The sequence below is a fragment of the Pricia mediterranea genome (genome assembly GCF_032248455.1).
Taxonomy (GTDB): Bacteria; Bacteroidota; Bacteroidia; order Flavobacteriales; family Flavobacteriaceae; genus Pricia; species Pricia mediterranea.
Map to the genome: position 1 here is coordinate 1,532,692 of NZ_JAVTTP010000001.1, position 25,914 is coordinate 1,558,605.

General features: G+C 50.2%; 15 protein-coding genes and 1 pseudogene. 7 read left to right on the forward strand and 9 right to left on the reverse strand.

The genetic code is table 11. From position 1 onward, the window contains the following. Window positions 1-7: 7 nt before the first annotated feature. From RQM65_RS06440 to RQM65_RS06470, 7 genes and pseudogenes are all read right to left on the reverse strand, one after another. Complete coding sequence (locus tag RQM65_RS06440) at window positions 8-1,480, reverse strand: SusD/RagB family nutrient-binding outer membrane lipoprotein (RefSeq protein WP_314013540.1); 1,473 nt, start codon at window positions 1,478-1,480, stop codon at window positions 8-10. A 9-nt stretch (window positions 1,481-1,489) separates the two neighbouring features. Continuing rightward, entirely contained in the window at window positions 1,490-4,246 is a 2,757-nt protein-coding gene (locus RQM65_RS06445) for a SusC/RagA family TonB-linked outer membrane protein (protein WP_314016795.1), read from the reverse strand. Further along, complete coding sequence (locus RQM65_RS06450; RefSeq protein ID WP_314013541.1) at window positions 4,242-4,568, reverse strand: carboxypeptidase-like regulatory domain-containing protein; 327 nt, start codon at window positions 4,566-4,568, stop codon at window positions 4,242-4,244. Before RQM65_RS06450 ends, RQM65_RS06445 begins: the two co-directional genes overlap by 5 nt. 46 nt (window positions 4,569-4,614) lie before the next feature. After that, complete coding sequence (locus RQM65_RS06455; protein ID WP_314013542.1) at window positions 4,615-6,114, reverse strand: parallel beta-helix domain-containing protein; 1,500 nt, start codon at window positions 6,112-6,114, stop codon at window positions 4,615-4,617. Window positions 6,115-6,130: 16 nt separating this feature from the next. Beyond that, on the reverse strand, window positions 6,131-7,321 hold the full coding sequence (locus RQM65_RS06460) for a cytochrome-c peroxidase (RefSeq protein WP_314013543.1): 1,191 nt from the start codon (window positions 7,319-7,321) through the stop codon (window positions 6,131-6,133). A gap of 132 nt (window positions 7,322-7,453) precedes the next feature. Continuing rightward, window positions 7,454-7,972, reverse strand: coding sequence for a LytTR family DNA-binding domain-containing protein (locus tag RQM65_RS06465; RefSeq protein WP_314013544.1), 519 nt, complete (start codon window positions 7,970-7,972; stop codon window positions 7,454-7,456). Window positions 7,973-8,669: 697 nt separating this feature from the next. Then, window positions 8,670-9,866, reverse strand: a pseudogene (locus tag RQM65_RS06470) (IS256 family transposase); the annotation flags it as partial. A 207-nt stretch (window positions 9,867-10,073) separates the two neighbouring features. Here RQM65_RS06470 and RQM65_RS06475 point away from each other — a divergent pair. Then, a complete protein-coding gene (locus RQM65_RS06475; protein ID WP_314013545.1) occupies window positions 10,074-13,505 on the forward strand; it encodes a ThuA domain-containing protein in 3,432 nt (1,143 codons plus the stop codon). 81 nt (window positions 13,506-13,586) lie between these two features. Here the strand turns inward: RQM65_RS06475 and RQM65_RS06480 are convergent, their stop codons facing one another. After that, window positions 13,587-15,974, reverse strand: a complete 2,388-nt coding sequence (locus RQM65_RS06480; protein ID WP_314013547.1) for a glycoside hydrolase family 95 protein — start codon at window positions 15,972-15,974, stop codon at window positions 13,587-13,589. Between the two features lie 618 nt (window positions 15,975-16,592). Between RQM65_RS06480 and RQM65_RS06485 the strand changes: the two genes are divergently transcribed. The 6 genes from RQM65_RS06485 to RQM65_RS06510 all read left to right on the forward strand — a co-directional run bounded on the left by RQM65_RS06485 (window position 16,593) and on the right by RQM65_RS06510 (window position 25,533). After that, entirely contained in the window at window positions 16,593-17,387 is a 795-nt protein-coding gene (locus tag RQM65_RS06485) for an SDR family oxidoreductase (RefSeq protein ID WP_314013549.1), read from the forward strand. A gap of 334 nt (window positions 17,388-17,721) precedes the next feature. Next, the gene (locus RQM65_RS06490) at window positions 17,722-20,079 is read left to right on the forward strand and encodes a PSD1 and planctomycete cytochrome C domain-containing protein (protein ID WP_314013551.1); all 2,358 of its coding nucleotides are present in this window, start codon (window positions 17,722-17,724) and stop codon (window positions 20,077-20,079) included. A 3-nt stretch (window positions 20,080-20,082) separates the two neighbouring features. Then, entirely contained in the window at window positions 20,083-21,546 is a 1,464-nt protein-coding gene (locus tag RQM65_RS06495) for a DUF1501 domain-containing protein (protein WP_314013553.1), read from the forward strand. Window positions 21,547-21,631: 85 nt separating this feature from the next. After that, window positions 21,632-22,654 carry a sterol desaturase family protein gene (locus RQM65_RS06500; protein WP_314013555.1) on the forward strand — a complete coding sequence of 341 codons (1,023 nt, stop codon included), beginning with the start codon at window positions 21,632-21,634 and terminating at the stop codon, window positions 22,652-22,654. A gap of 125 nt (window positions 22,655-22,779) precedes the next feature. Beyond that, entirely contained in the window at window positions 22,780-24,210 is a 1,431-nt protein-coding gene (locus RQM65_RS06505) for a c-type cytochrome domain-containing protein (RefSeq protein WP_314013557.1), read from the forward strand. A 231-nt stretch (window positions 24,211-24,441) separates the two neighbouring features. After that, window positions 24,442-25,533 (forward strand): cytochrome-c peroxidase, encoded by a 1,092-nt coding sequence (locus RQM65_RS06510; protein ID WP_314013559.1) that lies wholly within the window; start codon window positions 24,442-24,444, stop codon window positions 25,531-25,533. An 18-nt stretch (window positions 25,534-25,551) separates the two neighbouring features. On the opposite strand, the gene RQM65_RS06515 is transcribed toward RQM65_RS06510, so the two are convergent. Next, window positions 25,552-25,863 carry an OsmC family protein gene (locus RQM65_RS06515; protein ID WP_314013561.1) on the reverse strand — a complete coding sequence of 104 codons (312 nt, stop codon included), beginning with the start codon at window positions 25,861-25,863 and terminating at the stop codon, window positions 25,552-25,554. Between the last annotated feature and the right edge of the window lie 51 nt (window positions 25,864-25,914).

Genomic DNA, 25,914 nt, shown 5'->3' on the forward strand with positions numbered 1-25,914 from the left:
TTCTTCTCTATTTTGCGTCCCACCAAATAGGAGTGTCTATTGTATTGGGACCCTGATTGGCTATGGCCTCCGAAACATGGGCTTTATTGGTACTTAACTCGAACGAGGAGTACAAAAATCGCGTAGGTAAAAAACCGTTGGTTACTCCCTGGGACAGATTCTCAGCGGTTCTTTGCGGAACCACCGGGTAGCCGGTACGCCGAATTTGTGACCAGCCCTCAAAATAATTCGGAACCAGCGCCAACCACATTTGGATGCCTATTTGTTCCTCGTCATTGGTACCGCTGAGCGTGGCGATCGGAGCGGCCAAAAAGGCATCGATTTCGATAGGGTCGATTTCCCATTGCAGCAGCGCGGTTTCGATACCCTTCCGGTAAAGTTCGTTGGCCACTACCGGGTCGTTGTCGTAAGCCAAGGCGGCCTCTGCCCGCAGCAGCCATGTTTCGGCCGCGGTGATCATATAGATTTTGCTGTTGGGGGAAGAAAGGGGAATTCCGATATCGGATTTAGTCGCAAAATCGGAATTTCCGAAAGCGGTATCGTCCAATCCGTTGACCATTCCCGAGTATTGGCCGTTCCCATCGCGACTTACAAATACCGGCAGACGCGGATCCGCAGTTCCCTGCAACTGATCGATCAGCCGAACCGACATTTTGATCGATGGAAACCCTGTACGGTTAGTGAACCATGGATTGCCCGTGCCCTCGGTCTCTATGATGGACGCGTCGTGTCCGGTCGTTTCCATCAAGGGGGCGGATAAGCATTGATCGACCGTAGCCTTTGACAAGTCGTTATCGGCAAATCGCAGCCGCATGCCCAATCGAAGCCGGACACTGTTCGCAAAACGTACCCATTTTCCAAGATCGTTGTCAAAAATCGGATCTGAGCCCGGGTAGCCCATAGCGGGATCCGCATTATCCAATACGGAAATACTCGATGAAAGCCGGGCTATTAGATCCCCATAAATATTTTCCTGCGAATCATAAGCTGGCTGCAGGATATTTTCCGTTTTACCTTTCCCCCCTTGGGTGTAGGGAACGCTTCCGTAGGCGTCGGTAATTTTAGCGTAGCCCAGTACCGCAATCACATCGGCCATGGCATGACGAACGGCATTCTGGGTCTCCCCTGTTGAAGTGATCTCGAGCACTTCTTCGATGTGCCTTATCGTTCCCCCGTACAGATCATCGAACATTTGATCGTAGTTCTGGTCAAAACCATCGCCATACTGGTCGGGGATACGGGCCGTACTTCCGGCCACAAAGTAATGGCCATAATGGCCCGAAAACCGCGAGGCGGACTGACCCGTGGTTTCCAAAAAAAGACTTCGTACCGCTTTGGTGAACAGAGCGGCATCGTCGATAACGGTTACCGCGTTGGGGTTGCCATAAAGGTCATCGATCCGTTTTTCGCAGGATAACAGTACCGCTACCATGACCACAACTACCGTAATTCTACGTAATATTCTATATGTATTGTTCATGGTCTTGTATTAAAAGTTGAGTTTCAGATTGAGTCCGTAACTTCGGGTCGAGGGCAAAGAGGAATGTTCCAGAGCCGTTGACGTCGGACCACTGCTAAAGCCGGCCTCGGGGTCGATGTCGCCGGCAGCATTGTAAAGAAAGAATAGGTTACGCCCTATGGCCGATAGACTGCCGGACTGTATAAAGGTATCCCTTAGCATTTTTTGAGGGAAATTGTAGGTCAAGGCTACTTCACGCAACTTTACGTTACTGGCATCGAGAACTTGGTCCACGGCGACCTCGTTGCTAAAGATGTCGGTAAAGTGTTTCAGAAATGCAGGTGCCGCCACCTCGTTGTCGAATCCGGTATTTTCGTTGATGCCTTCCTCTACGATTCCCGTTTCCCGTCCGGGCAGGGTACGGGCATCCGTTCCGAAGAACATACGATAGGCCCTGCCGTAGGAATAGAATTCTCCGCCCTGCTGTACGCTGATCAAAGTATTCAATGACAGGTTTTTATAGCGTAAGGTATTGCTGATGCCCCCGTACCAGTCGGGATTGATGCTTCCGAGTTTTATACGCTCGCCTCGCTGGGCCAGTCCGTCATCGGTAATCAGTTTCCGTCCAAAATTATCCCTTAAAAAATCATTGCCATAAATACCGCCGAATTCTTCCCCCGGCCGTGCCTCTACCGAAACCGACCAGAGCCGGTTCAATTCGATGCTCGTCAGACCTTCGTTCAGGGATTCGACCTTCGAGTTGCTCTTGGTAAAGTTCAGGCCCAGATTCCAGCCAAAGCTCTCGGATTCAAACGGAACGGCGTTCAACTGGAATTCATAGCCTTTGTTGGTAATGTTTCCCGCATTGACCACTACGCTCCCAAAACCTGAAGACCCCGAAATGGGAACCGCCTGAATCTGGTCTTTGGTATCGGTTTCGTAATAGGTTAAATCAAGGAGCAGCCGGTTTTCAAAAAAACCAAGGTCCACGCCTACTTCCCAAGATTCGGAAGTTTCGGGCCGTAGGTCGAAAGAGGGGAGGCTGCCCGGTATCGAACCGACCGTATAGGGCAAGGTTACCGTTTGATCGACGTTATAGATAGCCTGTGTGCGATAGGGACTTGTGTCATTTCCTACTTTGGCAAAAGAACCCCTCAATTTGCCTTTGCTGATGTATTGGTTGCCCAGACCCAACGCCTTGGTAAACAAAAAGCTCATATTTTCGGAATGGTACCAATACGAGTTATTGTCCTTTGGAAGGGCGGAGGAATTATCGTTCCGTAGGGAAGCATCGAAATATACGTACCCGCCGTAACTGAACTGGCCGAGGAGATAATAGGATGTGATGCCCTTTCTCGTGACACTTTCGCTGCTGAACGAATTTTTGTAGTTACTGATGTTGTAAAAGTCCCTGACCTTGCTATCAAAACCGTTGATTCTTTTGTTGCTGCCAAATTCATCGCGATAGTTGGCACCGAGACTTCCGGTGACTTTCAAACGGCCGATATCGGTGGTATAAGTAGCCAACACATCGGAGTTCCAGATCCTGCTCTTACCGCTATCGTGGCTATAGTTGCCCAGACCGTTGCTCTCGGCCTGTGCGCCCCGGGCGGCATGGCCGGTATAGTCGAAGACGATATAGTCCATCCCCGATTTGGCAGTAATATCGAAATGTTCGCCGATATCCCATTTGATGCCAAGAAATCCTTGAAAACGATCCTTTTCATCGGTGTTCTTGATATTCTCCAGGGCCCAATAGGGATTATTAAAAGTATTGTCCAAATTCCACTTGATCTCTTCGCCATCGGCATTTACGGTGTTGTTGCGCACATCTTCCAAAGTAATATCCCTAGGCATCAGGGCCAGTTGCAGAGCGGTGTTTCCGCCCCCTTCGGCCAGATCGGGCCGGTTCTTCACCTTTGAGGTCAGGTACGTCATTTTGCCGTCTATGCTAAAATTATCGGTCAGTGATGAACTGCCCCGCAGATTAAAGGTCTGTTTGGCCAAGGTATTATTGCTGACGATGCCCTGAACATCCTCATCGGTGATCGACATTCGAAAGGAACCCTTGTCGGACCGGCCCTCAAAGGCTATCGTGTTTGCGATGGCGAAGCCGGTCTGGTAAAAGTCCTTATACGGATTTCCCTGTGGGGAATAGCTATCCGTTCTACCCAACCAATTGGTATAGGACTGTCCTTCCATCTTCGGCCCCCAGCTCCACGAAAGGGGATAGTCGAGCACAGGTCTTCCATCCGCATTAATGGGAGGAAAATCATTGAAAAACCCAACTCCGTATTGATTTTGGAAATCAGGGGTCAGGGCGATATCGGTAAACGTAAAGGAAGAATTCAGGGAAACTCCGATGCCCGGCATTTTGGAACCGGATTTTGTAGTGATCAAAATAACGCCGTTGATTCCCAAAGAGCCATAGGCCGCGGATGTCCCCGCCCCTTTCAGTACGCTTATCGAGGCCACATCATCGGGATTGATATCGGAAAGGGCATCGCCACGATCGACACCGCCACTGTAAGATCCCGCCCCCCCGGCATCGTTACTGATAGGTATGCCATCAATGACCACCAAGGGTCTATTGTTGCCGTTGATGGTGGTTACTCCGCGTAGCAAAACCCGGCTTGAGCCGTCAACCCCTGTATTGGATTGGGTAATCTGTAAGCCGGAAACCTTTCCCGATAGGGAATTCATGACATTGTTCTCCCGGGCCACGTTGACCTGTTCCGCATCTACCTGCGAAATGGAATAGCCCAATGATTCTTTATCGCGCTCAATATGCCGTAACGACTACTTCGTCCATTTGTTCGGCATCGGTCTCCAGGGAAGCGTTGATCGTATTTTGACCGGTTACAGCAACTTCCAAGGTCTTGAACCCGAGATAGGAAAATTGCAAAACCGCATCGTTTGCAATGTCGTCAAGGGCGTACCTGCCATCAAAATCGGTGGTCGTTCCTTTAGTTGTACCCTTAACGAGCACACTGACACCGGGCAGGGGCTGGTCGGTTTCCTTTTCCAATACGGTACCCGAAATCGAGGTCTGTGCGATACCCGAAATGGAAAAGGCCATAACGGACAGTAGGAATATAAAATTTTTCATAGTCGGATGGTTGGTCGTAGTTTATAAGCAATTCCATTGCTCAGGTTTATGGTTCCATGGCCAAAATATACTCTGCAACGGCCATTTTGGCCTCGTTCGATAGATAGTCCTGGGGCGGCATCTCAGGGTAGTCGTCCCGCAGGTTTTCCGGATTGGTAATGTAATCGACAATGCTCTGTGGGTCCCCATTGTGGATCGCTTGGATGATTTCCGTCGGCGGCCCTATCAATCGGTTGCCAAAGGCGTGGCATCCGGCACATACGCCGTAATAGGTGAGCTCGCCCAGTTCTTCGGTACTGACGGACCGCGGCGCTACCGGTTCGGGCAGCATATAGGTGCGAACGTCTTTGGTGTCCGTTATTTGTGCAGCTCCCCAATCATCTAACCCAAAGGTGCGGTACCGGTTTTTATCCCGAATGCTACTTCCCGTTCCGCCCCCATAGGCAAAGATATCCGGGCCTTTGGTATCCATTTGGGTCAGCATGATCGCCTTTATTTCCCCGGTGGGTTCATTGCCGTTATCGAACATGATATTGTCGAGTATGATGGTCCGATCAGGATTGCCTTCCGAGTTGGGATCGTTGGCCTTGGGTGCTCCCGTGGCAAGATCGACAATGGTAATGCCCGTATTATTGTTGCCCGTGATGATATTGTTCTCCACGATGACATCGTCCGCGGCCATGATAAGAATACCCGTACCCGCGGGAATTCCTGCTACGGTCGATCCCGGCGCCCCAAAATTGGCGGTGTTGTTGTTGACTACGAAGTTGTTGCGTATGATTACGTCAAAAGTGGTCTTTATCGGCAGTCCCGGGGTCACGAAGGCCAAAATGCCGCCTGTATTATTATGCGTATAATTGTTCTCGACCAAACAATGCCTGGAATTTTCGATTTCGATACCTGCCACGTTATCGAAGACCTCATTGTGAAGTACATCGACGTTGTCGCACATACCTACATAGATGGCGGCATCCTCGATTTTGCTGCATACGTTATGCTCGATCAATCCGTTTTTTCCATATTGCGGAAAGATGCCGTACACCCCTGTGTCGATAATCCAGTTATTGCGGATTACAAAATTGTTTCCGGCCTGGCCCATAATTCCATTCCCTTTATAATTGATGATTTTGAAATTTTCGATTAAAATGCCGTTGCCCGAATACAAAAAGGCATCGTTTATTTTCTTTTTCCCATCCAAAGTGGGCCACTCCCCTTGTATTACCACCCCTTGTAGGCCAATATTGTCCTTATCTATGTACACATTCTCGGAATACGTACCGGGATAGACCCGTATCAAATCCCCTGGGCTTGCCGCTTTTACCGCCTCCTGAATAGATCCACCCTGTCTAACCTCAATAATTTCCCCGTCATAGGTGACGGTCTGGGCAACGAGGGTATCGCTTGAACTGCCCGCCATACGATAGCCGATCGACGATGGCATCGGCACGGTGTTTTCTTCTGGGCCGGAGGAAAATGATTTTCCCAAAAACACGCCTATGGCCAACAATACAAGGGCACCGATAATTTTAAATACTATTGATCTCATCTTTTATACTTTGGTTTTAAATAGTAGGATTAAGTCCGGAGGGCAAGTTTTCCGGTATTTGTGGTGTAAAGGTTTCGTCCGTCAAGGTTTTTAAAAAGTCCACTAATCGATCAAGTTCATGATCCGATAGATTAGGTTCCCAGATATGCCAGTGAACGATCAGGTCTTCGCCATCGGGAACCGCATGGCCACGGCCTTTTGTATAAAATTCCACAGCTTCCCGAAGCGTCTTGAAAGCGCCCGAATGTATATAGGGGGCCGTTTTTTCGATATTTCTGAGGCTAGGCACCTTAAATGCCCCGCGCAATGATTTATCATTAAAAGGTTCTTCGGCGCCATGATCCAACGGTAAGCCGTCAGGCTCGGGGGTACCTATGACGGCAAACTGCTGGTTCGTAAAAAGTGGGGGCGTATGACATTCCGCACAACGGGCCACAAAAGATCGGAAGATGTTCATTCCCTCGATCTCCTTTTTGCTAAGGGCCTCGTGATATCCGTGAGCGTACCGATCGTATTTGCTGTTCAGTGAAATCAGAGAGGATTGAAAAGCGGCAAGAGCGGTGTAAATTTCGTTCAGTTGAATGGCTTCGGATGTATTTTTATCAGGAAATGCCTCCGCGAACATTGTGGTATATGTATCGATGGCATTGAGGCGGCGTAAAAGATTTTCTGGGGTATTGTTCATTTCCTCTTCGGAAAAAAGGGATCCCTGCATTTGTTCTTCCAAAGTAGCGGCCCTACCGTCCCAAAACAGTTTTTTCAGATAGGCCACGTTCCATAGGGATGGAGCGGCCCGCTTCAGCTTGCTCCCGTTACTGCCAATGCTGGTGGGAAGCCCGTCTGAAAATCCTTTCTTCGGATTGTGGCAGCTAGCACAAGATATGCTACCATCTCCCGAAAGAACCGGATCGAAAAAAAGATACCGGCCCAAATCGATTTCCTGGGGCGAGAAACCGTCACGAATTTTCGGTAATGCCGTCTGCAACCCTCCCACCCCCTTGTTATGGGGCGAGTCGTATTGTTGGTACAGATTGATGGCGATACACTCGTTGCTAGCGTTTTTCTTAAAACCGGGCGGGCACTGTGAGTTCAGGATCGGGATTTTGCCGTAGCTGTCTGAAGGCGTTCTAGGGAAGAAAAAAAACAGGCCGACTATCAGGACTATTCCCGATAATCCAGATTTTAAAACTATGCTTTTGCCACCCATAAACTGCCGAAGACTTTTTTATTAACAAAGCTCAGAAGCCAAGTAAATTCACCTCTGAGTCGAATTAACAAAAAATTAAGATGGCGTCTCTGGCTCGGGGGGATTTTGTTACGAAAAGTTGTCCTGCTGTGACTAATGGGACACTTTTTGTTGCAGTATTTCTTCGAAAACAGTCTTAAAACCGGAAGATACCGGTACCATTTCCGAAGCGTATTGTATTTGCACCGCATATCCCTTTCTAGTCTTTTTAAAGGAAGAAACCCGTTCCATATTAACCAGAAAAGATCTGTGTATTCTAATTACGTCGGTACCTACTATTTTATCCTCCAGTTCCTTTATGCTAGCCCTAATAAGTTCCATTAGCGTTTCGTCTTCCTTGCGATAATACAGTTCAAGATAATTGCCGGCCGATTTAACGTATAGCAACTGGCTGAATTTGATTGCGAAAATCATCTTTCCGCTATGATCGTGAAATACCAATAACTTATTTGGGTCATGGTTACTAGGCTCGTTTTTATCGGCTTGAATATGCTCAAACTCCGAAAACCTATATTTTATCTCCGAATACCAAACGAATAGGGCATAGGGAACGATTACGACCAGGCCCACTTGAAAAAGCGTGTCCCAAAATTCAAAAATTGTATCTGCCATGGTACTGGTTTCCTGGCCATAGAGCAAATAAAAGACACACGTCAATAGGAGAATTTCGAACACGCACCAAAAAATCAATTGATACACCGAAAATTTGCCCAGACCGAAAATGGGTCTTAAAGCAAATTGACTCAGTAACAAAACGCTGGCACCGATGAAGATAAAATTGAGATAATGGTCCTTGCTCCAGTCGCTTAGGCGGAACGGATCGTAAACCAAAATAAAGACCAAAGAGAACAAACTAATGAATCCGATAAGCAAAAGTTTGCTTTTGGCGGAAACCAAATACGAAATTTCTTGTTTTAAGAATAAACCTAAACTACGCATTTAACCAATAATTGAATAGAAAGAACTTCGTACTTCGATAAGACAAATATAGAAAGATTACTTGGAGACTAACATCACGTAACCATGGACTTTCAAAAAAGGAAATTATTAGTTCAAGAGATAAAGGAATAATGATCCGTTTGAATAGACCAGTCCGGCACATGTTAATGTTACGGTGCCAATCAATGTATAAAGCACCTACTTATGTAGTAAATCGGAGTTTGAGGCAAAAAAAGGGTGTGTAATTTAAACTCTGTCCGGTTCACTTTTCATCCATTTCAAAACATGTCGGATCTTTTATCCGACGGGTTTTGGAATGCGCCCCCGCGGCAGCGGCGTTCTCTTTGGGCCCTGTTCTCAGGTCGAACTGTATTCGGTCCCCAAATTTAATATAAAGTTGTTGAACGGTCAGGCTCCAATTATGCAATGGGCTGGTCCACTTCTTTTCAATGTTCTTTGTGGCCAGGTATATCAGTTTCATAAGGGCCATGTCGTTCGTGAACGCGCCCTTGGTCTTGGTCACCTTTCGGACCTGTCGGTGGAAGCCTTCCACCGCATTTGTGGTATAGATGATCTTCCTTATAGGTTCGGTATACTGGAAATACTGCGATAGCTGTTCCCAGTTGCGTTGCCAGCTCTCGATGACCACGGGATATTTGCTTCCCCATTTCACTTCGAGGTTCAGGAGTTCGTCTTCCGCGACCTCTTTGCTCGACGCCCGGTACACAAGTTTCAGGTCGCGCATAAATTCCTTTTGGTCCTTGGAGGCGATATATTTGAGCGAGTTCCTTATCTGGTGCACGATGCAGAGCTGTACCTGCGCTTTGGGGAATACGCCCAATATCGCATCGGTAAATCCCCGGAGGTTGTCCGTACAGGCGATCAGGATATCCTTCAGGCCGCGGTTGTTCAGGTCGGTAAGCACCTGCAGCCAAAAGTTGGCCCCTTCGCTCTCGGAGATGTACATGCCCAATATTTCCTTTCGGCCTTCCTTGTTGATGCCCAAGATGTTATAAAGTGCCTTGTGGGCTATCTTCCCGTCCACCTTCACCTTGTAGTGCATGGCATCGAGCCATACTATACAATAGAGCGGTTCCAAGGGGCGGTTCTGCCATGCCTTGACGTCGGGTATGATCCTGTCGGTTATCTGGCTCAGCACGGTGTGCGAGATATCGGTGTCGTACATTTCCTTTATATGCGAGGAGATGTCGCGATAGCTCATGCCCAGGCCATAAAGCCCGATGATCTTATCGGACAGGTTGTCCGCCAGGATGGTCTGTCGCTTTTTTACCAGTTCCGGCTCGAAACTGCTCTGCCTGTCCTGAGGCGTTTCGATATCGAAGGTGCCGTAGCCGCTCTTGATGGTCTTTTTGCCCTTGCCGTTGCGTTTGTTCCCAACGTTACGCTGGGCCTCGCCGAGATGGCCTTCCATCTCCGCTTCGAGCGCTTTCTCGATGACGTTCTTCAGCATGGGGGCGAACGCGCCGCCCTTGCCGAAAAGGTTCTTGCCCGACATGAACTGGTCAAGTACCTTTTTCTCGAATTCCGTTTGTTCTCCTTTTCTCATGATTCTGTCTGAATAAAATTAATGATTAAATTTATTTCAGACAGAGTTCAGTTTACACTCTCCAAAAAAATGCCATGATTTGTGTAGTTTTCACTTGATATGAACTTTTCATAAAGCTACTTTTGACCAAAGTTGTAGCAAAATTATTCAAGCAACCGACCAAACCATTTTTCCGTTTACCTCGATTAATACCTTCACCCACGAGCAATGAATACATACATTTCACAAACAAGACCCGTCAGAAGATTTTCTCTTCCCTATTTTCCGTTGTCAAGGGTTGCCGAATTTATCCTTATTTCCATTTTGGTCTTGCTGACAGCGTCTTGCGGAAACACCGAAAAACAGATCTTGGTCTTCAGCAAAACCTCGGGCTTTCGGCACGGATCCATAGAAGCCGGCATCGCGGCCATCCACAGGCTGGGGTCGGAGAACAGACTTAAGGTGACCGCTACCGAAGATGCCGGATATTTTGTCGAGGACTCCTTGCAGAACTACTCCGCCGTCGTTTTCCTGAATACCACCCAAGATGTCCTGAACGATGTACAACAGGCCGACTTCGAACGCTACATCCAGGCGGGCGGAGGTTTTGTGGGGATACATGCGGCGACGGATACCGAATACGATTGGCCCTGGTACAACCAACTGGTCGGGGCGGTCTTTGACGGCCATCCGAAGGTACAGGAGGCCAAACTGGAAATTGTCGACACCGGCCATCCCTCCACCAAGGACATGGATGCGGCATGGACGAAAAGCGACGAGTGGTACAACTTTAAAAATATAAATCCCAATATCAACGTCCTGATATCCATTGACGAACAGAGTTACGAGGGCGGAACGAACGGCGAAGATCATCCTATCTCCTGGTATCACGAATACGACGGCGGCCGAGCGTTCTACACCGAAATGGGACATACCGATGAAACCTTCGAAGATCCCAAATTTTTGGCCCATTTATTCGGTGGTATCCAATATGCCATGGGGGACGGAAAACTGGATTACGGCCTGTCCAAATCCGACCGCGTTCCCCCCGAGGACCGCTTTGTCAAGAAAGTATTGGATTTTAACCTCAACGAACCTATGGAACTCGACGAATTGCCGGGCGAGGGCATATTGTTCGTAGAACGCAGGGGCGCCTTGAAATACTATGATTTCGAGACCCGGCAGACGGAAAGCATCGCACAATTAGAGCTTTTCTACGGTAATGAAGATGGACTGCTCGGATTGGCCGTAGACCCGGACTATGAAGAAAACAACTGGATCTATCTCTTCTATTCCGTAGCCGGCGAGGAATCGAAACAGCATGTTTCCCGCTTTACCTTGAAGGACAAAGAATTGGACCTGGCTTCCGAAAAAGTCCTGCTCGAGATACCGACCGACCGGCATTGTTGCCACAGCGGTGGGGCATTGGAGTTCGGCCCCGAAGGCAACCTGTTCATCACCGTGGGCGACAATACGAACCCTTTTGAATCTTCCGGTTTTGCGCCTATCGACGAACGGGAAGGAAGACAGGCCTTCGATGCCCAGCGATCGGCCGCGAACACCGATGACCTGAGAGGGAAAATTCTTCGGATAACCCCAGAAGACGATGGCACCTATTCCATTCCCGAAGACAACCTGTTTCCCAAGGGGATGCCGGATACCAGGCCCGAAATCTATGTCATGGGCAACCGGAACCCGTTCCGGCATTCCATCGATAGCCGAACGGGCTATCTGTACTGGGGCGATATCGGTCCCGATGCCGGAAAGGCGGACCCCAATCGCGGACCTAGCGGGATGGGCGAGTACGACCAGGCGCGAAAAGCGGGGTTTTGGGGCTGGCCCTATACCCGTGGCTACAACGAAGCCTATAACGATTTCGATTTTGCCGCCGAAACCTCATGGCGCAAATTCGATCCTGAACATCTGGTAAACGATTCGCCCAACAATACGGGACTGAAGAAACTGCCCCCCGCCCAAAAATCGATGATCCCGATGACCTATTACCGTTCGGAGGAATTCCCATGGATGGGCAGCGGCGGCATCAACCCGATGGCAGGTCCGGTCTATCGGGCATCCGACCATCCCGACGCCGAAAACCCTTTTCCCGATTATTTTGAAGGGAAACTCTTCCTCTACGAATGGATGCGCGATTGGATCTATATCATTACGTTGGACAACGATCAAAATTATGTAAAGGCGGACGCGTTTATGCCAAACACCGAATTCTCACATCCCATGGATATGATCTTTGGTTCCGACGGCAATCTTTACCTACTGGAATACGGACAAAAATGGAACTCCCAGAATTTGGATGCCCGCCTGAGCAGTATTGCCTATCTGCCGGGCAACCGGAAACCGGTGGCCATTATCGAAAACGACCAGGCCCTGGGCGCCGCCCCCTTGGCCGTTAAATTTTCGGGGGATAAATCGCTGGACTATGATGACGATACCCTAAGCTACGAATGGTACTTTACGGACGATACGTCGCAGTCTTCCGAAAAAAATCCCGAATTCGTCTTTAAGGAAAACGGCATCTACGATGTTCGCCTAAAGGTCACCGATACCGAAGGAAATACTTCTACGGCCCATACGAAGATCATGGTGGGCAACGACCCGCCGACCCTGAGCGTTCAAGTGGCCGAAAACGACTCACTCTATTGGGACGACAAAACCATCGATTACAAAATAACGGTCAACGACAAACAGGATGGCACTACGACGGACGGCTCGATAGACGCCAGGGACGTGAAGGTCACTTTTGACTACATTCCTGAAGGAAAAGATAAGGTCAAAGCTACGATAGGCCATCAACGCAACCTGGTTCCCGAAGGAAAAAAACACATCGATGCTTCCGACTGCAAGGCCTGCCATGCCATCGACGAAAATGTGAACGGACCCAGTTACCTTGAAATTGCCAAGAAATACGGCCAGGACGATACCGGCTATCTGGTATCCAAAATCATCAAAGGCGGTGGCGGGGTATGGGGCGAAAGGGCCATGTCGGCCCATCCACAGCTTAAGGTGGAAGAGGTTACCCAGATCGTCGACTACATCCTATCGCTCAAGCCCAAGGAAGGAAAAGCGTCGGAATCACTGCCGTTGGAGGGCAGCCTGACCTTCGACCGACACTTGGATTCCAAAAGTGAAGGCACCTATATCTTGATGGCTTCCTATCGCGATAAGGGCAACCCCGATCAGCCCGATTCCGAACTAACCGCCAACGGACAGTTCGTGTTCAACAGTCTAAAGATCCAGGCTGAGGATGCCGCAGAAATCAGTGAGGGCATCAACACATGGAGCACAAATCGGTCCAGGGTCGTCGGCGGCATGGTACACAATTCCTTTTTAAGGTTCGACAACGTGGACCTGAAAGGGCTACGGCATTTGAAATATGCCACCTTCTATACCGGCGATTACCGGTTCGATGGCACTTTGGAAATACGGCAAGGTACCTCCGACGGGCCGCTCATCGGCAAACAGCGTTTATCCTATAAAGGGAAGGAGAAAACGATGTATTATAAGATTCCCGTAAATCCTACAGTTGACAAAGGCACGCTATATCTCGTTTTTAAAAATCCCAAAGAAAAATTGCGCAATATGGGCCACGCCGATTGGATATCCTTTGATTACGCAGACCCGGCCTTAAATCTCAGAAAATGAATCAAGCAATGTAAAGATGTGACGTGGATGCCTATGGACCACAGGCACCCCAGAATCTGCGATTTTCTTACCCTTCCTATGTCAATCCCTATTTTTCAGACTATCATCAAGGGTGAGAATTTCCCCTTCGGTAAGCTCCATCGCTACCGTTTTTTCTCCGTACCTGACGGTGATGGGCTGGGCTATGGATGTTTGAATTCGGACTCTCGTCAACTGGCCTTCCTTCCATTCGATATCCACTTCAAATGCCCCACGTGCCTTTAATCCGGTGATCTTGCCCGTAGGCCATGACTTGGGTAGGGCGGGGAGAAGGTGGATTTCCCCTGAGTGCGATTGTAGCAACATCTCCGCCATTCCCGAGGTAGCGCCCATATTGCCGTCCAGTTGAAAGGGAGGGTGGGTGGATAGAAGGTTGGCATAGACCCCTCCCCCGTCCATCATATTGACCCCGTCGTCAGAGGTCAGTCGCATGGCCCTGCGCAATAGTTTGTAGGCCCGGTCACCGTCAAGCAACCTTGCCCAAAAATTTATTTTCCAACCTACCGACCACCCCGTGCCGTCATCGCCCCGGGCATCCAAAGAAATCTTGGCCGCATCGATCAGGTCCGGGGTCCGCACCGTATTGATCTGATTTCCGGGATGCAGGGCATATAGGTGCGATACGTGCCGATGCTTGTTATCCGGGTCATCTATATCCTCCTTCCATTCCTGCAATTGGCCCCATTTTCCGATTTTCAGGGGCAAAAGCTCTTCTTTAGCAGCAACCAGTTCTTTTTTGAACGCTCTATCCTTTCCCAAGGCATCCGTTGCCAAAATACAATTATTAAAGATGTCCCAGGCAATTTCAATATCCATATAGGCCCCGGTAGAAATACCGCCATGTTCGGGAGAGTAAGAGGGGGAGGACACCAGATTCCCATGTGCGTCCTTGGTCAAATAGTCCAACCAGAAAAGTGCGGCCTCCTTCATAATGGGATAGCCCTGATCCCTTAAAAAATCAAGGTCTTGTGTAAATTGGAAGTGCTCCCATGCATGCCGAGACAACCATGCGGCCCCACCAGGGAAGAAGCCCCAGGGAAAACCCCATCCCGGCGCCGTGTAGCCAAAAGGATTGTTCATGGTATTTACGATCCAGCCCCTTGCATTGAAAAAATCCTTTGCCGATTGACGGCCTGGAGGCCTCAACTTATCAATGTACTCGATCAAGGGCTCGTGGCATTCCGGTAGGTTGGTCACCTCGGCCGGCCAATAGATCATCTGCAGGTTGATATTGGAGTGGTAGTCGCTGGCCCACGGCGGATTCGTCATGTTGTTCCATTTGCCCTGTAGGTTCGCGGGCATGGTACCGGGGCGCGAGCTGCTTATCAGAAGGTAACGCCCATATTGAAAATAAAGGGTTTCGAGCAACGGGTCCTTTTTATCGGATGCATAGGCCCTCAATCTTTCATCCGTTGGAACGGAATCACCCTCCCGCGCCTCTAGCTCAAAATCCACTCTGGAAAACAATTTGGAATAGTCCCGTTTATGCTCCCTTAAAAGATTGTCATATCCCTTTTGGCCTACCATGTCAATAGTCTCCTTATTTAATGAGCGGTAGTCCCTGCCCGTGTAGGTCGGATAGTCGTTTTTATAATCCGTAGCGGCCGTCAAGTACAGCGTAAGGCTTTTGGCGGATTTTATCCTCAGTTCCCCATCTAGAAAAGTAGCCTTTTCGCCATCGGATTCGATCAATACTCGGCTCTCGTACCCCATTCCATTATTTTCCAGTTGGCCCGACATGATCAGCTGGTCTCGATCAAACTTGACGGTAGCGTTTTTATGCACCGTTGTTTGTTTGACGATATAGTCAATCCCATTGGGATTATTGTTTTCAAACCGGAATACCAAGGTGCGGGCGGGATAGCTCGCAAAATATTCCCGTCGATGATTTGTTCCGTTGACCGAATATTCAATGGTCGCCACCGCCTCGGAAATATCAAGTTCCCTTCGATAGTCTTTGGTCGGCCCCGAGCCTTCCGGCCTGACGAACAGATCTCCAAAGGTTTGGTAGGCACCAAAACCTTCCCAAACACTATTGCCCTTGTCCGCCCTGATCTTTCCGGTGAGTTCCCTGTTCGCAAGTTGGTGCGCCTCTTCGTATTTTCCGGCATCGAGCAATCTTCGAATTTCGGGCAGGTGCTTATGGGCATTTTCCCTATTGCCGCCCTTGTACTCGTCCCATTCGCCCCTTCCGCCGGCCCACAGGGATTCTTCGTTGAACTGAATGTGTTCCTCCTCCGTTCCGCCAAAGAACATGGCCCCCATATAGCCGTTGCCGATGGGAAGGGCCTCCGTCATCCACGAATCGGCCGGTTCTTCATACCAAAGTTTCATCGGTGCTCGTTGAAGCTCCGTTTTTTGGGCCAGGGCCGCAATCGTAAAAAGAGATGCCATGGAGGTAAGGTATATCGTAAGAAACCCTGATTTCATAGTATGGTTTTTATGTTATTATTCGATGGATGTAATTGCGATGAAAACCTCCTTATCCATGTCTCTGGAATATATACTAACTTTAAACTTCCGAACCAGTGCTATTTCAAGATTTGGTCTTAGGGGATAGTTTGATGTTGAATTTTTTGAAAAATCCCAATTTAGGAATTTCTCCCGAGACGATTTCGCGCCAAACGGGATTTTCTTGTCGTTCGATTGTAATCCTGGCCGGCTTTAAAACAACTTGTTCGTGTGCAAAATTGAGCTAATTTATCGCGATAATATACTATTTCGAACCAGAACCTTAAGAAAAAATGGTAGCCTTTCAAGGCTTCATGCCAATCAACTAAGTTGGACGCAACGTTATATCCACCTATATTTATACAGAATATTGTGTTGTGCTTGCACTTTGGACTTTTTTTGTTCCCACAAATTGCCGGTCTCGTAACTGGAGGAAGGCGGAAACTATTCCGAACTGCAAGCGCATGTAGTCAACTACTCCCGGCAATGCCATGAGGCCTTCGTAAAGAAAAAACATTAGAATTGCGAGGCAAGCCTCGGAGTGTTTACATCCTGATTATAAAGTAGAAGAAACTAACGAAATAATAATAAAACACTATGGATTTAGGATTAAAGGGAAAAGTAGTCGCCATCAGCGGAGCTGCCGGGATGAAGGGCAGTATCGGGGAAACCATACTGCAGGCATTGGCCAAGGAAGGGGCCATACCCGCCGTTATCGATCGTAATGCAAGGGGGTTCGAATATATCGCGGGACTTCAGGACCAAAATATAGATGCCTCCTTTTTCCAGACCGATGTCACCGATCCCGAACAAATTAAAACGGCAGTAGATGGCATCATCGAAAAATATGGTCGTATCGATGTAGTGATCAACAATGTAGGGGTCAATGACGGGGTAGGATTGGATGCATCCTACGACGAATTTATGAATTCTTTAATGTTGAACGTGGTCAGCTACTTTATGATCGTAAAATATGCGCTTCCTTTTTTGAAAAAATCCAAGGGAAACATTTTGAATATCGGTTCAAAAGTGGCCCTTACCGGGCAAGGGGGAACTTCGGGATATGCCGCTTCCAAGGGCGGTGTTTTGGGATTGACCCGGGAGTGGGCGGTCGATTTGGTTCCCTACGGTATCCGCTCAAACGCGATTATCATCGCCGAGAGCTGGACACCATCCTATGATACCTGGATCAAGACCCTGCCGAACGGCGAGGAGAAGTTAAAATCTATCATCAAAAAGATCCCCCTTGAAAAACGCATGACCACCACCGATGAAATAGCGAACGTCTGCCTGTTTACAATTTCCGACCGATCGTCGCACACCACAGGACAGTTTATTTTCGTCGATGGCGGCTACGTACATTTAGACCGGTCGTTGCTGACCGAAGAATAGTTTGAAATCTATGAAGCTCGCCACCAAATCCATGAACGGGTTTTCACAAAAATTTTGATAATGCTGCGGTAAAAATCATTTCGACCTTTTAAAAATTTGATTACGTATACTCGAGGGAATAGAGAATTCTTACACTATACATTTCATAAAATTTTCAAAGTTGAGAATACTATCGGAAAAGTGCTAAGGGTTAAAACGGTGCTTTATAGCTCTATAGATAAATTAATTATATATATTTAACTGTTTCCTTGTTAATTCTGGAACGCCCTGTTTGTAGTTTCTTGAAGACAGTTTTTGGGATGGCAGATCCAGTACACAAAAAATTTTCCGCGAAATGAAATCAAAAATCGCCCTAGCCTTAATTCTCTCGGGTCTGGTAGCTTTGCTCTACGTTTATAAGAAAGGTGGTTTCGACCATGGATATGATGGGTACTCCAAGAGGGAACTGCCGGGGACGGTGGACTATAATTTCCATATCAAGCCCATACTTTCGGACAACTGCTATACCTGTCACGGTCCCGATGCCAACAAGCGCAAGGCCGGGTTGCGTTTGGACCTTGAGGAGACCGCGTTCGGGGAACTCCCCGAATCGCCCGGACGGTTTCCCATTGTCCCCGAAAATCCCAATAAAAGCTCGATCTACCAGCATATAATTTCCAAGGATGCCGGCCAGTTGATGCCGCCGCCCGACTCCAAATTGTCGCTGAACGCCTACGAAAAAAGGTTGATCAAAAAATGGATCCAACAGGGCGCGCCGTTCGAGAAGCATTGGGCCTATCTGCCCCCCGAAAAATCCGAAGTCCCAAAAGCGGAATCCGCCGAAGAGGTTTCCGGAAACTGGGGCAATAACGAGATCGATGCCTTTGTTTTGGCCAAACTGGGGGAGAACGGCCTTCGGCCCTCGGAAAAGGCGTCCGACGAGACCTTGATCCGTAGGATAAGCCTCGACCTTACCGGGCTGCCGCCCAAACCGGAAAAAGTCAGGGAACTACTCGATAAGGGTGCCGACAGCGATATTCCGAGGATGATCGACGAATTTCTGTCCTCCCCGGCCTACGGGGAGCGTATGACACAGTCCTGGCTCGATGTGGCCCGCTATGCGGATTCCCACGGATACCAGGATGACAGTTACCGCACTATGTGGCCCTGGCGCGATTGGGTCATCCACGCTTTCAACGAAAACATGCCGTACGACAGGTTCCTGACCTGGCAGCTCGCCGGCGACCTCCTGCCCGGTGCCGACAAGGAACAGGTCCTGGCGACCGCCTTCAACAGAAACCACCCCATTACGCAGGAGGGAGGGGTCATACAGGAGGAATACCGCACCAATTACGTGCTGGACCGGACCAATACCCTGGGAAAGGGCATACTGGGCATTACCCTGGAATGCGCCCAATGCCACGACCACAAGTACGATGCCATTACCCAGAGGAACTATTTCGAGATGTTCGCCTTCTTCAACCAGGTCGACGAGAAGGGGCTGCAGATGGACGCCGTGCAGGCAAAGAACAAAAAGTTTTTCGCGGACCCCCCTTTTATGACCATTTCGCGGGAGGATACCGAGGGCGTACTCTCCTTTGTGAATCTCGGGGAAAAGGAGAAGATCAACGTGATGGTCATGAACGATTCCGCGCCCAGAACGACCTACCTTTTGAACAGGGGCGAATACGACCGGCCGACGGATTCCGTCCAGCCCGGAACACCTTCCTCCATTCTTGCCTTTCCCGATGAATTCCCGAAAAACCGGTCGGGACTTGCCCGGTGGCTGACCGACAAAGACAACCCATTGACCGCGAGGGTCTACGTGAACCGGCTTTGGGCCATGCTCTTCGGCAAGGGCATTGTCGAAACCTCCGGGGATTTTGGGGTACAGGGCAGCCTGCCGACCCACCCGAAGCTGCTCGATTGGCTTGCGGTAGACTTTATGGAACACGATTGGGACACCAAATACCTGCTTAAAAAGATCATGCTCTCGGCGACCTACCAGCAGAAATCCATAATGCGGCCCGAGCTCGAAACGGCCGACCCGGAGAACAGGCTACTGGCAAGGGCGCCCCGCTTTAGGATGAGCGGCGAGATGATCCGTGACTACATCCTGACCACCAGCGGACTGCTCAACCCCGAGATCGGCGGACCGAGCGTAAAACCCTACCAACCGGCAGGGCTCTGGGAAGAGACCAATGCCGGCGAGGACCGTGGTATCCTGACCAGATACGTTCCCGACAAGGGCGAGGACCTCTACCGCCGTTCGCTGTACACTTTCTGGAAGCGCACGCTACCGCCGCCGAGCATGACCATCTTCGACGCCCCCACACGGGATTTCTCCGAGGTACACCGCCAAAAAACGAATACGCCCCTACAGGCCTTGGTGCTGCAGAACGATGTTCAGGTACTGGAGGCCGCAAGGGTCATGGCCCAAAGCATGTTGACGGCCGGACCGGACAGTCCCGATCTGGTAAGGGACGTGTTCCGGCGCATTCTGATCCGGACCCCCGGGGAAGAGGAACTGTCGACGCTGAACGACTACTACCACGATACGGTCGAGCTGTACCGGGGCAATATCGGGGATGCCGAAAAACTGGTCGCCGTAGGGGAGTACGAACAGCGGGAAACCGACCCCGCGAAGACCGCCGCCCTCATGCTGACGGCACAGATCATCTATAATCTGGACGAAACGATAACAAAGGAATAGATCATGGAAACGGACAAAAAGAAAGACGAGAATCCCCTAAAGGTAAACCGCCGCCATTTTTTCTCGCAGCTGAGCGTAGGGATCGGGTCGTTGGCCCTCGGTTCATTGCTGATTCCCGATCTGTTCAAGGGAGCCGGCACCAAGGATGGGGCGGCCCAGGCCCTGGGCATCCCACATTTTGCGCCCAAGGCGAAGCGGGTCATATACCTGTTCCAGGCAGGGGCGCCCTCGCAACTTGAATCCTTCGATTATAAGCCCGCCCTCCAGAAGCGCATGGGCGAGGACCTGCCGGAATCGATCCGCGGCGGACAGCGTCTGACCGGGATGACGGCCGACCAGGACAAGTTCCCCTTGATGCCCTCGGCGGCCGGGTTCGGGCAGTACGGTCAGAGCGGTACCTGGATCAGCGACTACTTTCCGCACATCGCCGGAATAGCCGACGAGATTACCGTGGTGCGGAGCATGCATACCGAGGCCATCAACCACGATCCGGCCATTACTTTCTTCCAGACCGGCAGCCAACAGTCCGGGCGTCCCAGCATGGGGTCCTGGATGAGCTACGGGCTGGGCAGCGAGAACAAGAACCTGCCTTCCTTTGTGGTGCTGACATCCCGGGGCAAGGGCAACAGCCAGGGCCTGTACTCGAAACTGTGGTCGAGCGGGTTCCTCGATTCCAAGCACCAGGGGGTGCTGCTCCGCTCCGGCAAGGACCCCGTGCTCTATCTCAACGACCCGGACGGCATCTCCCGCTCGGACAAGAAACACCTGTTGAACGAGGTGTCCTCCCTCAACAGGTTGCATCACGTCGAGACGGGGGACGACGAGATCGAATCCCGTATCGCACAGTACGAAATGGCCTATCGGATGCAGATGTCCGTTCCAGACGTGATGGACATCTCCAAGGAGCCCCGATCCATCATCGAACTGTACGGCGAGGACTGCCAGGTCCCCGGCACCTACGCGGCGAACGCATTGCAGGCGAGACGGCTGGCCGAGAACGGCGTCCGCTTTATCCAGCTCTACCATCAAGGCTGGGACCAGCACGGCAACCTTCCGAACGAAATGGCCGGGCAGGCCAGGGACGTCGACCAGGCCTCCGCCGCCCTGGTCATGGACCTTAAGCAGCGGGGCATGCTCGAGGATACGTTGGTGGTGTGGGGCGGCGAGTTCGGCCGCACGAACTACTGCCAGGGCAAGTTCGATCCCAAGGACTACGGGCGTGACCACCACCCCCGTGCCTTTAGTATCTGGATGGCCGGTGGCGGCATCAGGCCCGGGCTGAACTACGGACGGACAGACGAGTTCGGCTACAATGTCATAGAAAACCCGGTCCATATCAACGATTTCCACGCCACTTTGATGTATGCCCTGGGCCTGGACCATGAACGGTTGACCTACAAGTACCAGGGCCGTCGCTTTCGTCTGACCGACGTGGCGGGCAACGTGGTCGAGGACCTCCTGGCATGATATGGCCGAACGCAGAACAAACAACAAGGTTCAGACCAGAACACTTTAAGAACTTAGAATCCCCACTGGGGAATTATTCAACGTTATGGATTTTTTTGAAACACTCTATGAGGAAATTATCGGTTTTCTGGGCATCGGGAATGCCTGGGAAATACTGCAGGGGGGCGATTATAGCGTTCTTGCTACTTACGAGGGTATTACCGCTTTTATCCTCCCCATAATCCCATTGTTGGTGCTTTTGGAATTTGTCCTTGGCCTTGTCTATAAAAAACCGGACACCAAGGTCTATAAGGTCAACTTCCTTATTTATGTCTTTAATCGGTTCGTAGGCCGTTTTATCGCTATCGCGATGGTAGTCCTGATCATCGGCTGGCTACAACCCTATGCGCCCTTTCAGACCTCCCCGACCTGGTACTGGTTCATATACGGCTATATCGTTTGGGAATTCGGACATTTCCTGTACCATTATTGGGGCCATAAGGTACGGCTGTTCTGGTGCCTGCACTCCACACACCACGCGCCGGAGAACATGAACCTATCGGTAACATACGCCCATTTTTTTCTCGAGGCCCCCTATGCGGATACCATCAGGACCACGATCTGTATCCTGGCAGGGGTGGAGCCGGCAATGTTGTTCGCCATCATGTTCATAGACGGAACCTATGGGGCCTTCATACATGTCGGGGAAAACATGATAAAGGATGCCCGCTTCGGCGCCCTGGGCAAATTCATCCTGACGCCTTCGCACCATCGCGTGCACCATGCGAGGAACCCATTATATATGGATACCAATTTCTGTAACCTGTTGAACATCTGGGACCACGTTTTCGGCACGTACCAAGAAGAAAAAAGGGACGTAAAGGTAGAATACGGCATCACACGGCCTATGGATTCGGGTAACTTTATCGATGTATATTTCGGGGAGATCATTGCCCTGGCCAAGGACGTGTGGAACGCCCCGGGGTTAAAGAACAAGCTTATGTATATCTTTATGCCACCTGGCTGGAGCCATACCGGCGACCATCGGACCGCCAAGACCGTAAGGGAGGATTATTTCAAAAAGACATCGACAGTCCCGAGCGTCGACGAGCAAATTATAAGTAAGTGACCGCTGGATAGTGGAAGCCGGCACCAATTGAACCAGTTTACAAGCAATAGGTTTTGATGACCAAAAATATATGCCCACCGGTACATGAACCATACACCTTCTGGGCACCCAGACATTCCTCGTAGATGACAGAACCGACTAAATACCGCTGGGCCGATTATGGCGTTTTGGGGCTATCCATTTTTCTGGTTTTCTGCCTGCTGTTCGAACCCTATATCGAGCTTCCGAACTTAGTGGCCTGGTCGGGCCGGCTGCATCCCTTGGTACTTCATTTCCCCATCGTCCTTTTGCTGGTCGCCGTTCTATTGGGACTAACCAACAGGCCGATCCCCAAATTGCTGCTGACCGCCGGCGTACTGTCCGCTCTGATAACCGCCGTTTCGGGATTTTTCCTGGGCAAGGACGTGCCCATCAAGGGGGAACTGCTCTTTTGGCACCAATGGCTTGGCGGGGCTACCGCGCTTATTGCGGCTTTGTGGTACGCACTGGAGAGAAACAAATTGACCGCGGCCCTTTTTTCAAAGATCCTTCAGGTCGCCGTATTGGGACTGATCGTGGTTACGGGGCACTATGGCGGCATGGTTACCCACGGCGAAGGGTTCTTGGCATTTCCTGCGCAGGAATCGAGGGACGTGATACCTGAGAACCCGGTAATCTATAAAGATATCGTAGCGCGTATCCTGGACGACAAATGCGTTTCATGCCACAACCCCAACAAACAGAAGGGCGAGCTGGTGATGACCGGTTTCGACGAGCTGGTGCGGGGCGGGGAAAACGGCGATATCTTCGTTGCCGGAAACCTTGTAGAGAGCGAAATGATAAGGAGGTTACATTTGCCGTTGGGGGACGAGGAGCATATGCCACCGGAGGGAAAGAGTCAACTCGGGGAAAACGAAATAGCCATTTTGGAACAGTGGATCGCAACGGGAGCATCCGATACGGTACGTTTGGACCAACTGTCCGAATCCGAGCCCTTGGTAGCGCTGATAAAGGCAATGATGGCCCCCGACCCCTCCGAAAAATGGGCAGAGCTTCCCAAGGTGGCGGACACTGCCCTCCAGGCCATGGCCTCCGATTATCTGAGCATTTCACGTATCGCGGATGGCTCCGAGGCACTGGGCGCCGTTCTCTTTCCGCCCCCGGGGTACGACCCGAAGACCGTTCTCGCACTCGAACGGGTAGCGGAGAATATCGTGCACCTGGATTTGAGCGGAATTCCCATCGGCGAGGACGAGATCGATTTGATTTCCACCTTTGCCAATCTCGAACGGCTCGAGCTGGACAGGACCCCGATCGGCGATTCCGATGTGCGAAAATTATCCTCATTGAACAGATTGAGCCTGTTGAAAATCTACGATACGGCGATTACCGACGAAAGCCTTTCCGCCCTTAAACAAATGTCCGCCCTGAAAAGCCTGTATCTTTACAGGACCGAAGTGTCCGAGGAAGGAATAGCGTCATTGAAAAAAGAGAGACCGGACCTTCTCGTTGATAACGGCATTGACCGGGCTACCAACGCTTTTTTTGTAGCGAACGATACCGTACCAGAAAATTAACCCCAACCTACAAATGACCATAAATGCAAAAAAGGCTGTTTTGATTTTGCCGGCGACCAAGGGATGCCGGCCTAATTGTAAAGACTTCCTCTTGCCTTTTTAAATTCTATGATTTTGTATATGTCCGTTTACCGACTTAGGATGCTAAAAGTAATCATATCGGGACTATTTCCTCTTTGGTCCTTCCTTCCGGTCGGTTGCGGCGATTCGGTACCGGAGCAAAAAAAAGGGATGAAAAAACCTAGGGTCGTTACCCGCCTGACCGCACTTCCGGAACAGGCAAAATCCCCGAAGGACAACCCTACGACCCCGGAAAAAGAACTGTTGGGCAGGCTCCTTTTTTACGATCCGATTCTTTCGGGGGGCAAGGACGTCGCCTGCGCCACTTGCCATCACCCGGACAATGGTTATGCCGAGTTTTTGGATATCAGTATCGGGCCCAATGCGCAGGGCCTCGGCAGCAAGCGCAGATTCAACCCCGACAACGACATTCCTTTTATGAAGCGGAATGCCCCGACGATCATCAATACCGCTTTCAATGGTATCGACCCCTACGGTCGCCATGATCCCGAAACGGCCAGTATGTTCTGGGACGACCGCGCCAAGAGCTTGGAACTACAGGCCTTGGAGCCCATCAAGGCCTTTGAGGAAATGCGGGGCCATGGACATGGGGAAACGGATATCCTCCGAACGGTCATCGAGCGACTGAAAAAAATACCGGCATATCAAGAACTGTTTACACAGGCCTTCGGGAACTCGGAAGCGGTGTCGATCGACAACCTTGGCAAGGCCATTGCCGCTTTCGAACGGACGATCATAGCCAACAACTCCCGTTTCGACCAGTATATGCGGGGCGACAAGGATGCAATATCCCTTTCGGAAAAGGAGGGCCTTAAACTCTTTAAGTCCGTTGGCTGCATCAACTGCCACAACGGCCCGATGTTCTCCGACTATAAAATGCATGTATTGGGTGTGCCGGAAAACGATAAGCTAGCTGTGCCAGATGCCGGGGTGCAGGATACGTTCGCCTTTCGGACGCCATCGTTGCGCAATCTACGGTTTACGGCCCCGTACATGCATAACGGAAGTCTCTCGAATCTTAGACGTGTCCTGGAATTCTACGAGGATATTTCCGACGGAAAAGAACGGAATGCCAATGTGCCCAAAGGAAAATATGACCCCTTTGTCCGCGAAATCGAGCTGAGCGTTAAGGAAATGTCGCAGATTATTTCTTTTTTGGGCACGCTGAACGATAACGGGTTCGATAGGGAAATTCCTGACACGGTTCCAAGCGGACTTCCGGTCGGAGGCAATATCAACTAAACCCATTTTGATTTTTACTTAGCATGTGTTCAACTTTTCGTCTTGGCTGTAAACGACTAATTCATACGAAACTTCATCGATTCTTGGCGGATTCTCCAATCTTGTTGCTTTGACCAAAAGGGAAGTTTTACTGTAACTGAATTTCATCATTTCCGAAAAACGTTCCACGTTCTTGAGGATGCAGGAAGCAAAAGCCCCTAAAAACAATTCGGCGGGATTTGGCAGGCTTTCGGCCTTGTTCGGAGTTGTTCCAAATGGGATTTTCGATTGCTTAATGGAAATATCCCCGTCGTTTCCCGCAATGGTTTCCGCTTTAATAATGTAGTCCATACCATTGACTTTTATTGTAGTTAGGTCAAGACTTCCGTTCAAATCATTGTT

What these genes read in the sequence shown, in the direction of transcription:
- RQM65_RS06505 (WP_314013557.1), top strand. Translation starts at nt 22,780, where the DNA reads ATGACAGAACCGACTAAATACCGCTGGGCCGATTATGGCGTTTTGGGG.
- RQM65_RS06440 (WP_314013540.1), bottom strand. Translation starts at nt 1,480, where the DNA reads ATGAACAATACATATAGAATATTACGTAGAATTACGGTAGTTGTGGTC.
- RQM65_RS06450 (WP_314013541.1), bottom strand. Translation starts at nt 4,568, where the DNA reads ATGAAAAATTTTATATTCCTACTGTCCGTTATGGCCTTTTCCATTTCG.
- RQM65_RS06485 (WP_314013549.1), top strand. Translation starts at nt 16,593, where the DNA reads ATGGATTTAGGATTAAAGGGAAAAGTAGTCGCCATCAGCGGAGCTGCC.
- RQM65_RS06480 (WP_314013547.1), bottom strand. Translation starts at nt 15,974, where the DNA reads ATGAAATCAGGGTTTCTTACGATATACCTTACCTCCATGGCATCTCTT.
- RQM65_RS06500 (WP_314013555.1), top strand. Translation starts at nt 21,632, where the DNA reads ATGGATTTTTTTGAAACACTCTATGAGGAAATTATCGGTTTTCTGGGC.
- RQM65_RS06495 (WP_314013553.1), top strand. Translation starts at nt 20,083, where the DNA reads ATGGAAACGGACAAAAAGAAAGACGAGAATCCCCTAAAGGTAAACCGC.
- RQM65_RS06475 (WP_314013545.1), top strand. Translation starts at nt 10,074, where the DNA reads ATGAATACATACATTTCACAAACAAGACCCGTCAGAAGATTTTCTCTT.
- RQM65_RS06455 (WP_314013542.1), bottom strand. Translation starts at nt 6,114, where the DNA reads ATGAGATCAATAGTATTTAAAATTATCGGTGCCCTTGTATTGTTGGCC.
- RQM65_RS06510 (WP_314013559.1), top strand. Translation starts at nt 24,442, where the DNA reads ATGAAAAAACCTAGGGTCGTTACCCGCCTGACCGCACTTCCGGAACAG.
- RQM65_RS06465 (WP_314013544.1), bottom strand. Translation starts at nt 7,972, where the DNA reads ATGGCAGATACAATTTTTGAATTTTGGGACACGCTTTTTCAAGTGGGC.
- RQM65_RS06515 (WP_314013561.1), bottom strand. Translation starts at nt 25,863, where the DNA reads ATGGACTACATTATTAAAGCGGAAACCATTGCGGGAAACGACGGGGAT.
- RQM65_RS06460 (WP_314013543.1), bottom strand. Translation starts at nt 7,321, where the DNA reads ATGGGTGGCAAAAGCATAGTTTTAAAATCTGGATTATCGGGAATAGTC.
- RQM65_RS06490 (WP_314013551.1), top strand. Translation starts at nt 17,722, where the DNA reads ATGAAATCAAAAATCGCCCTAGCCTTAATTCTCTCGGGTCTGGTAGCT.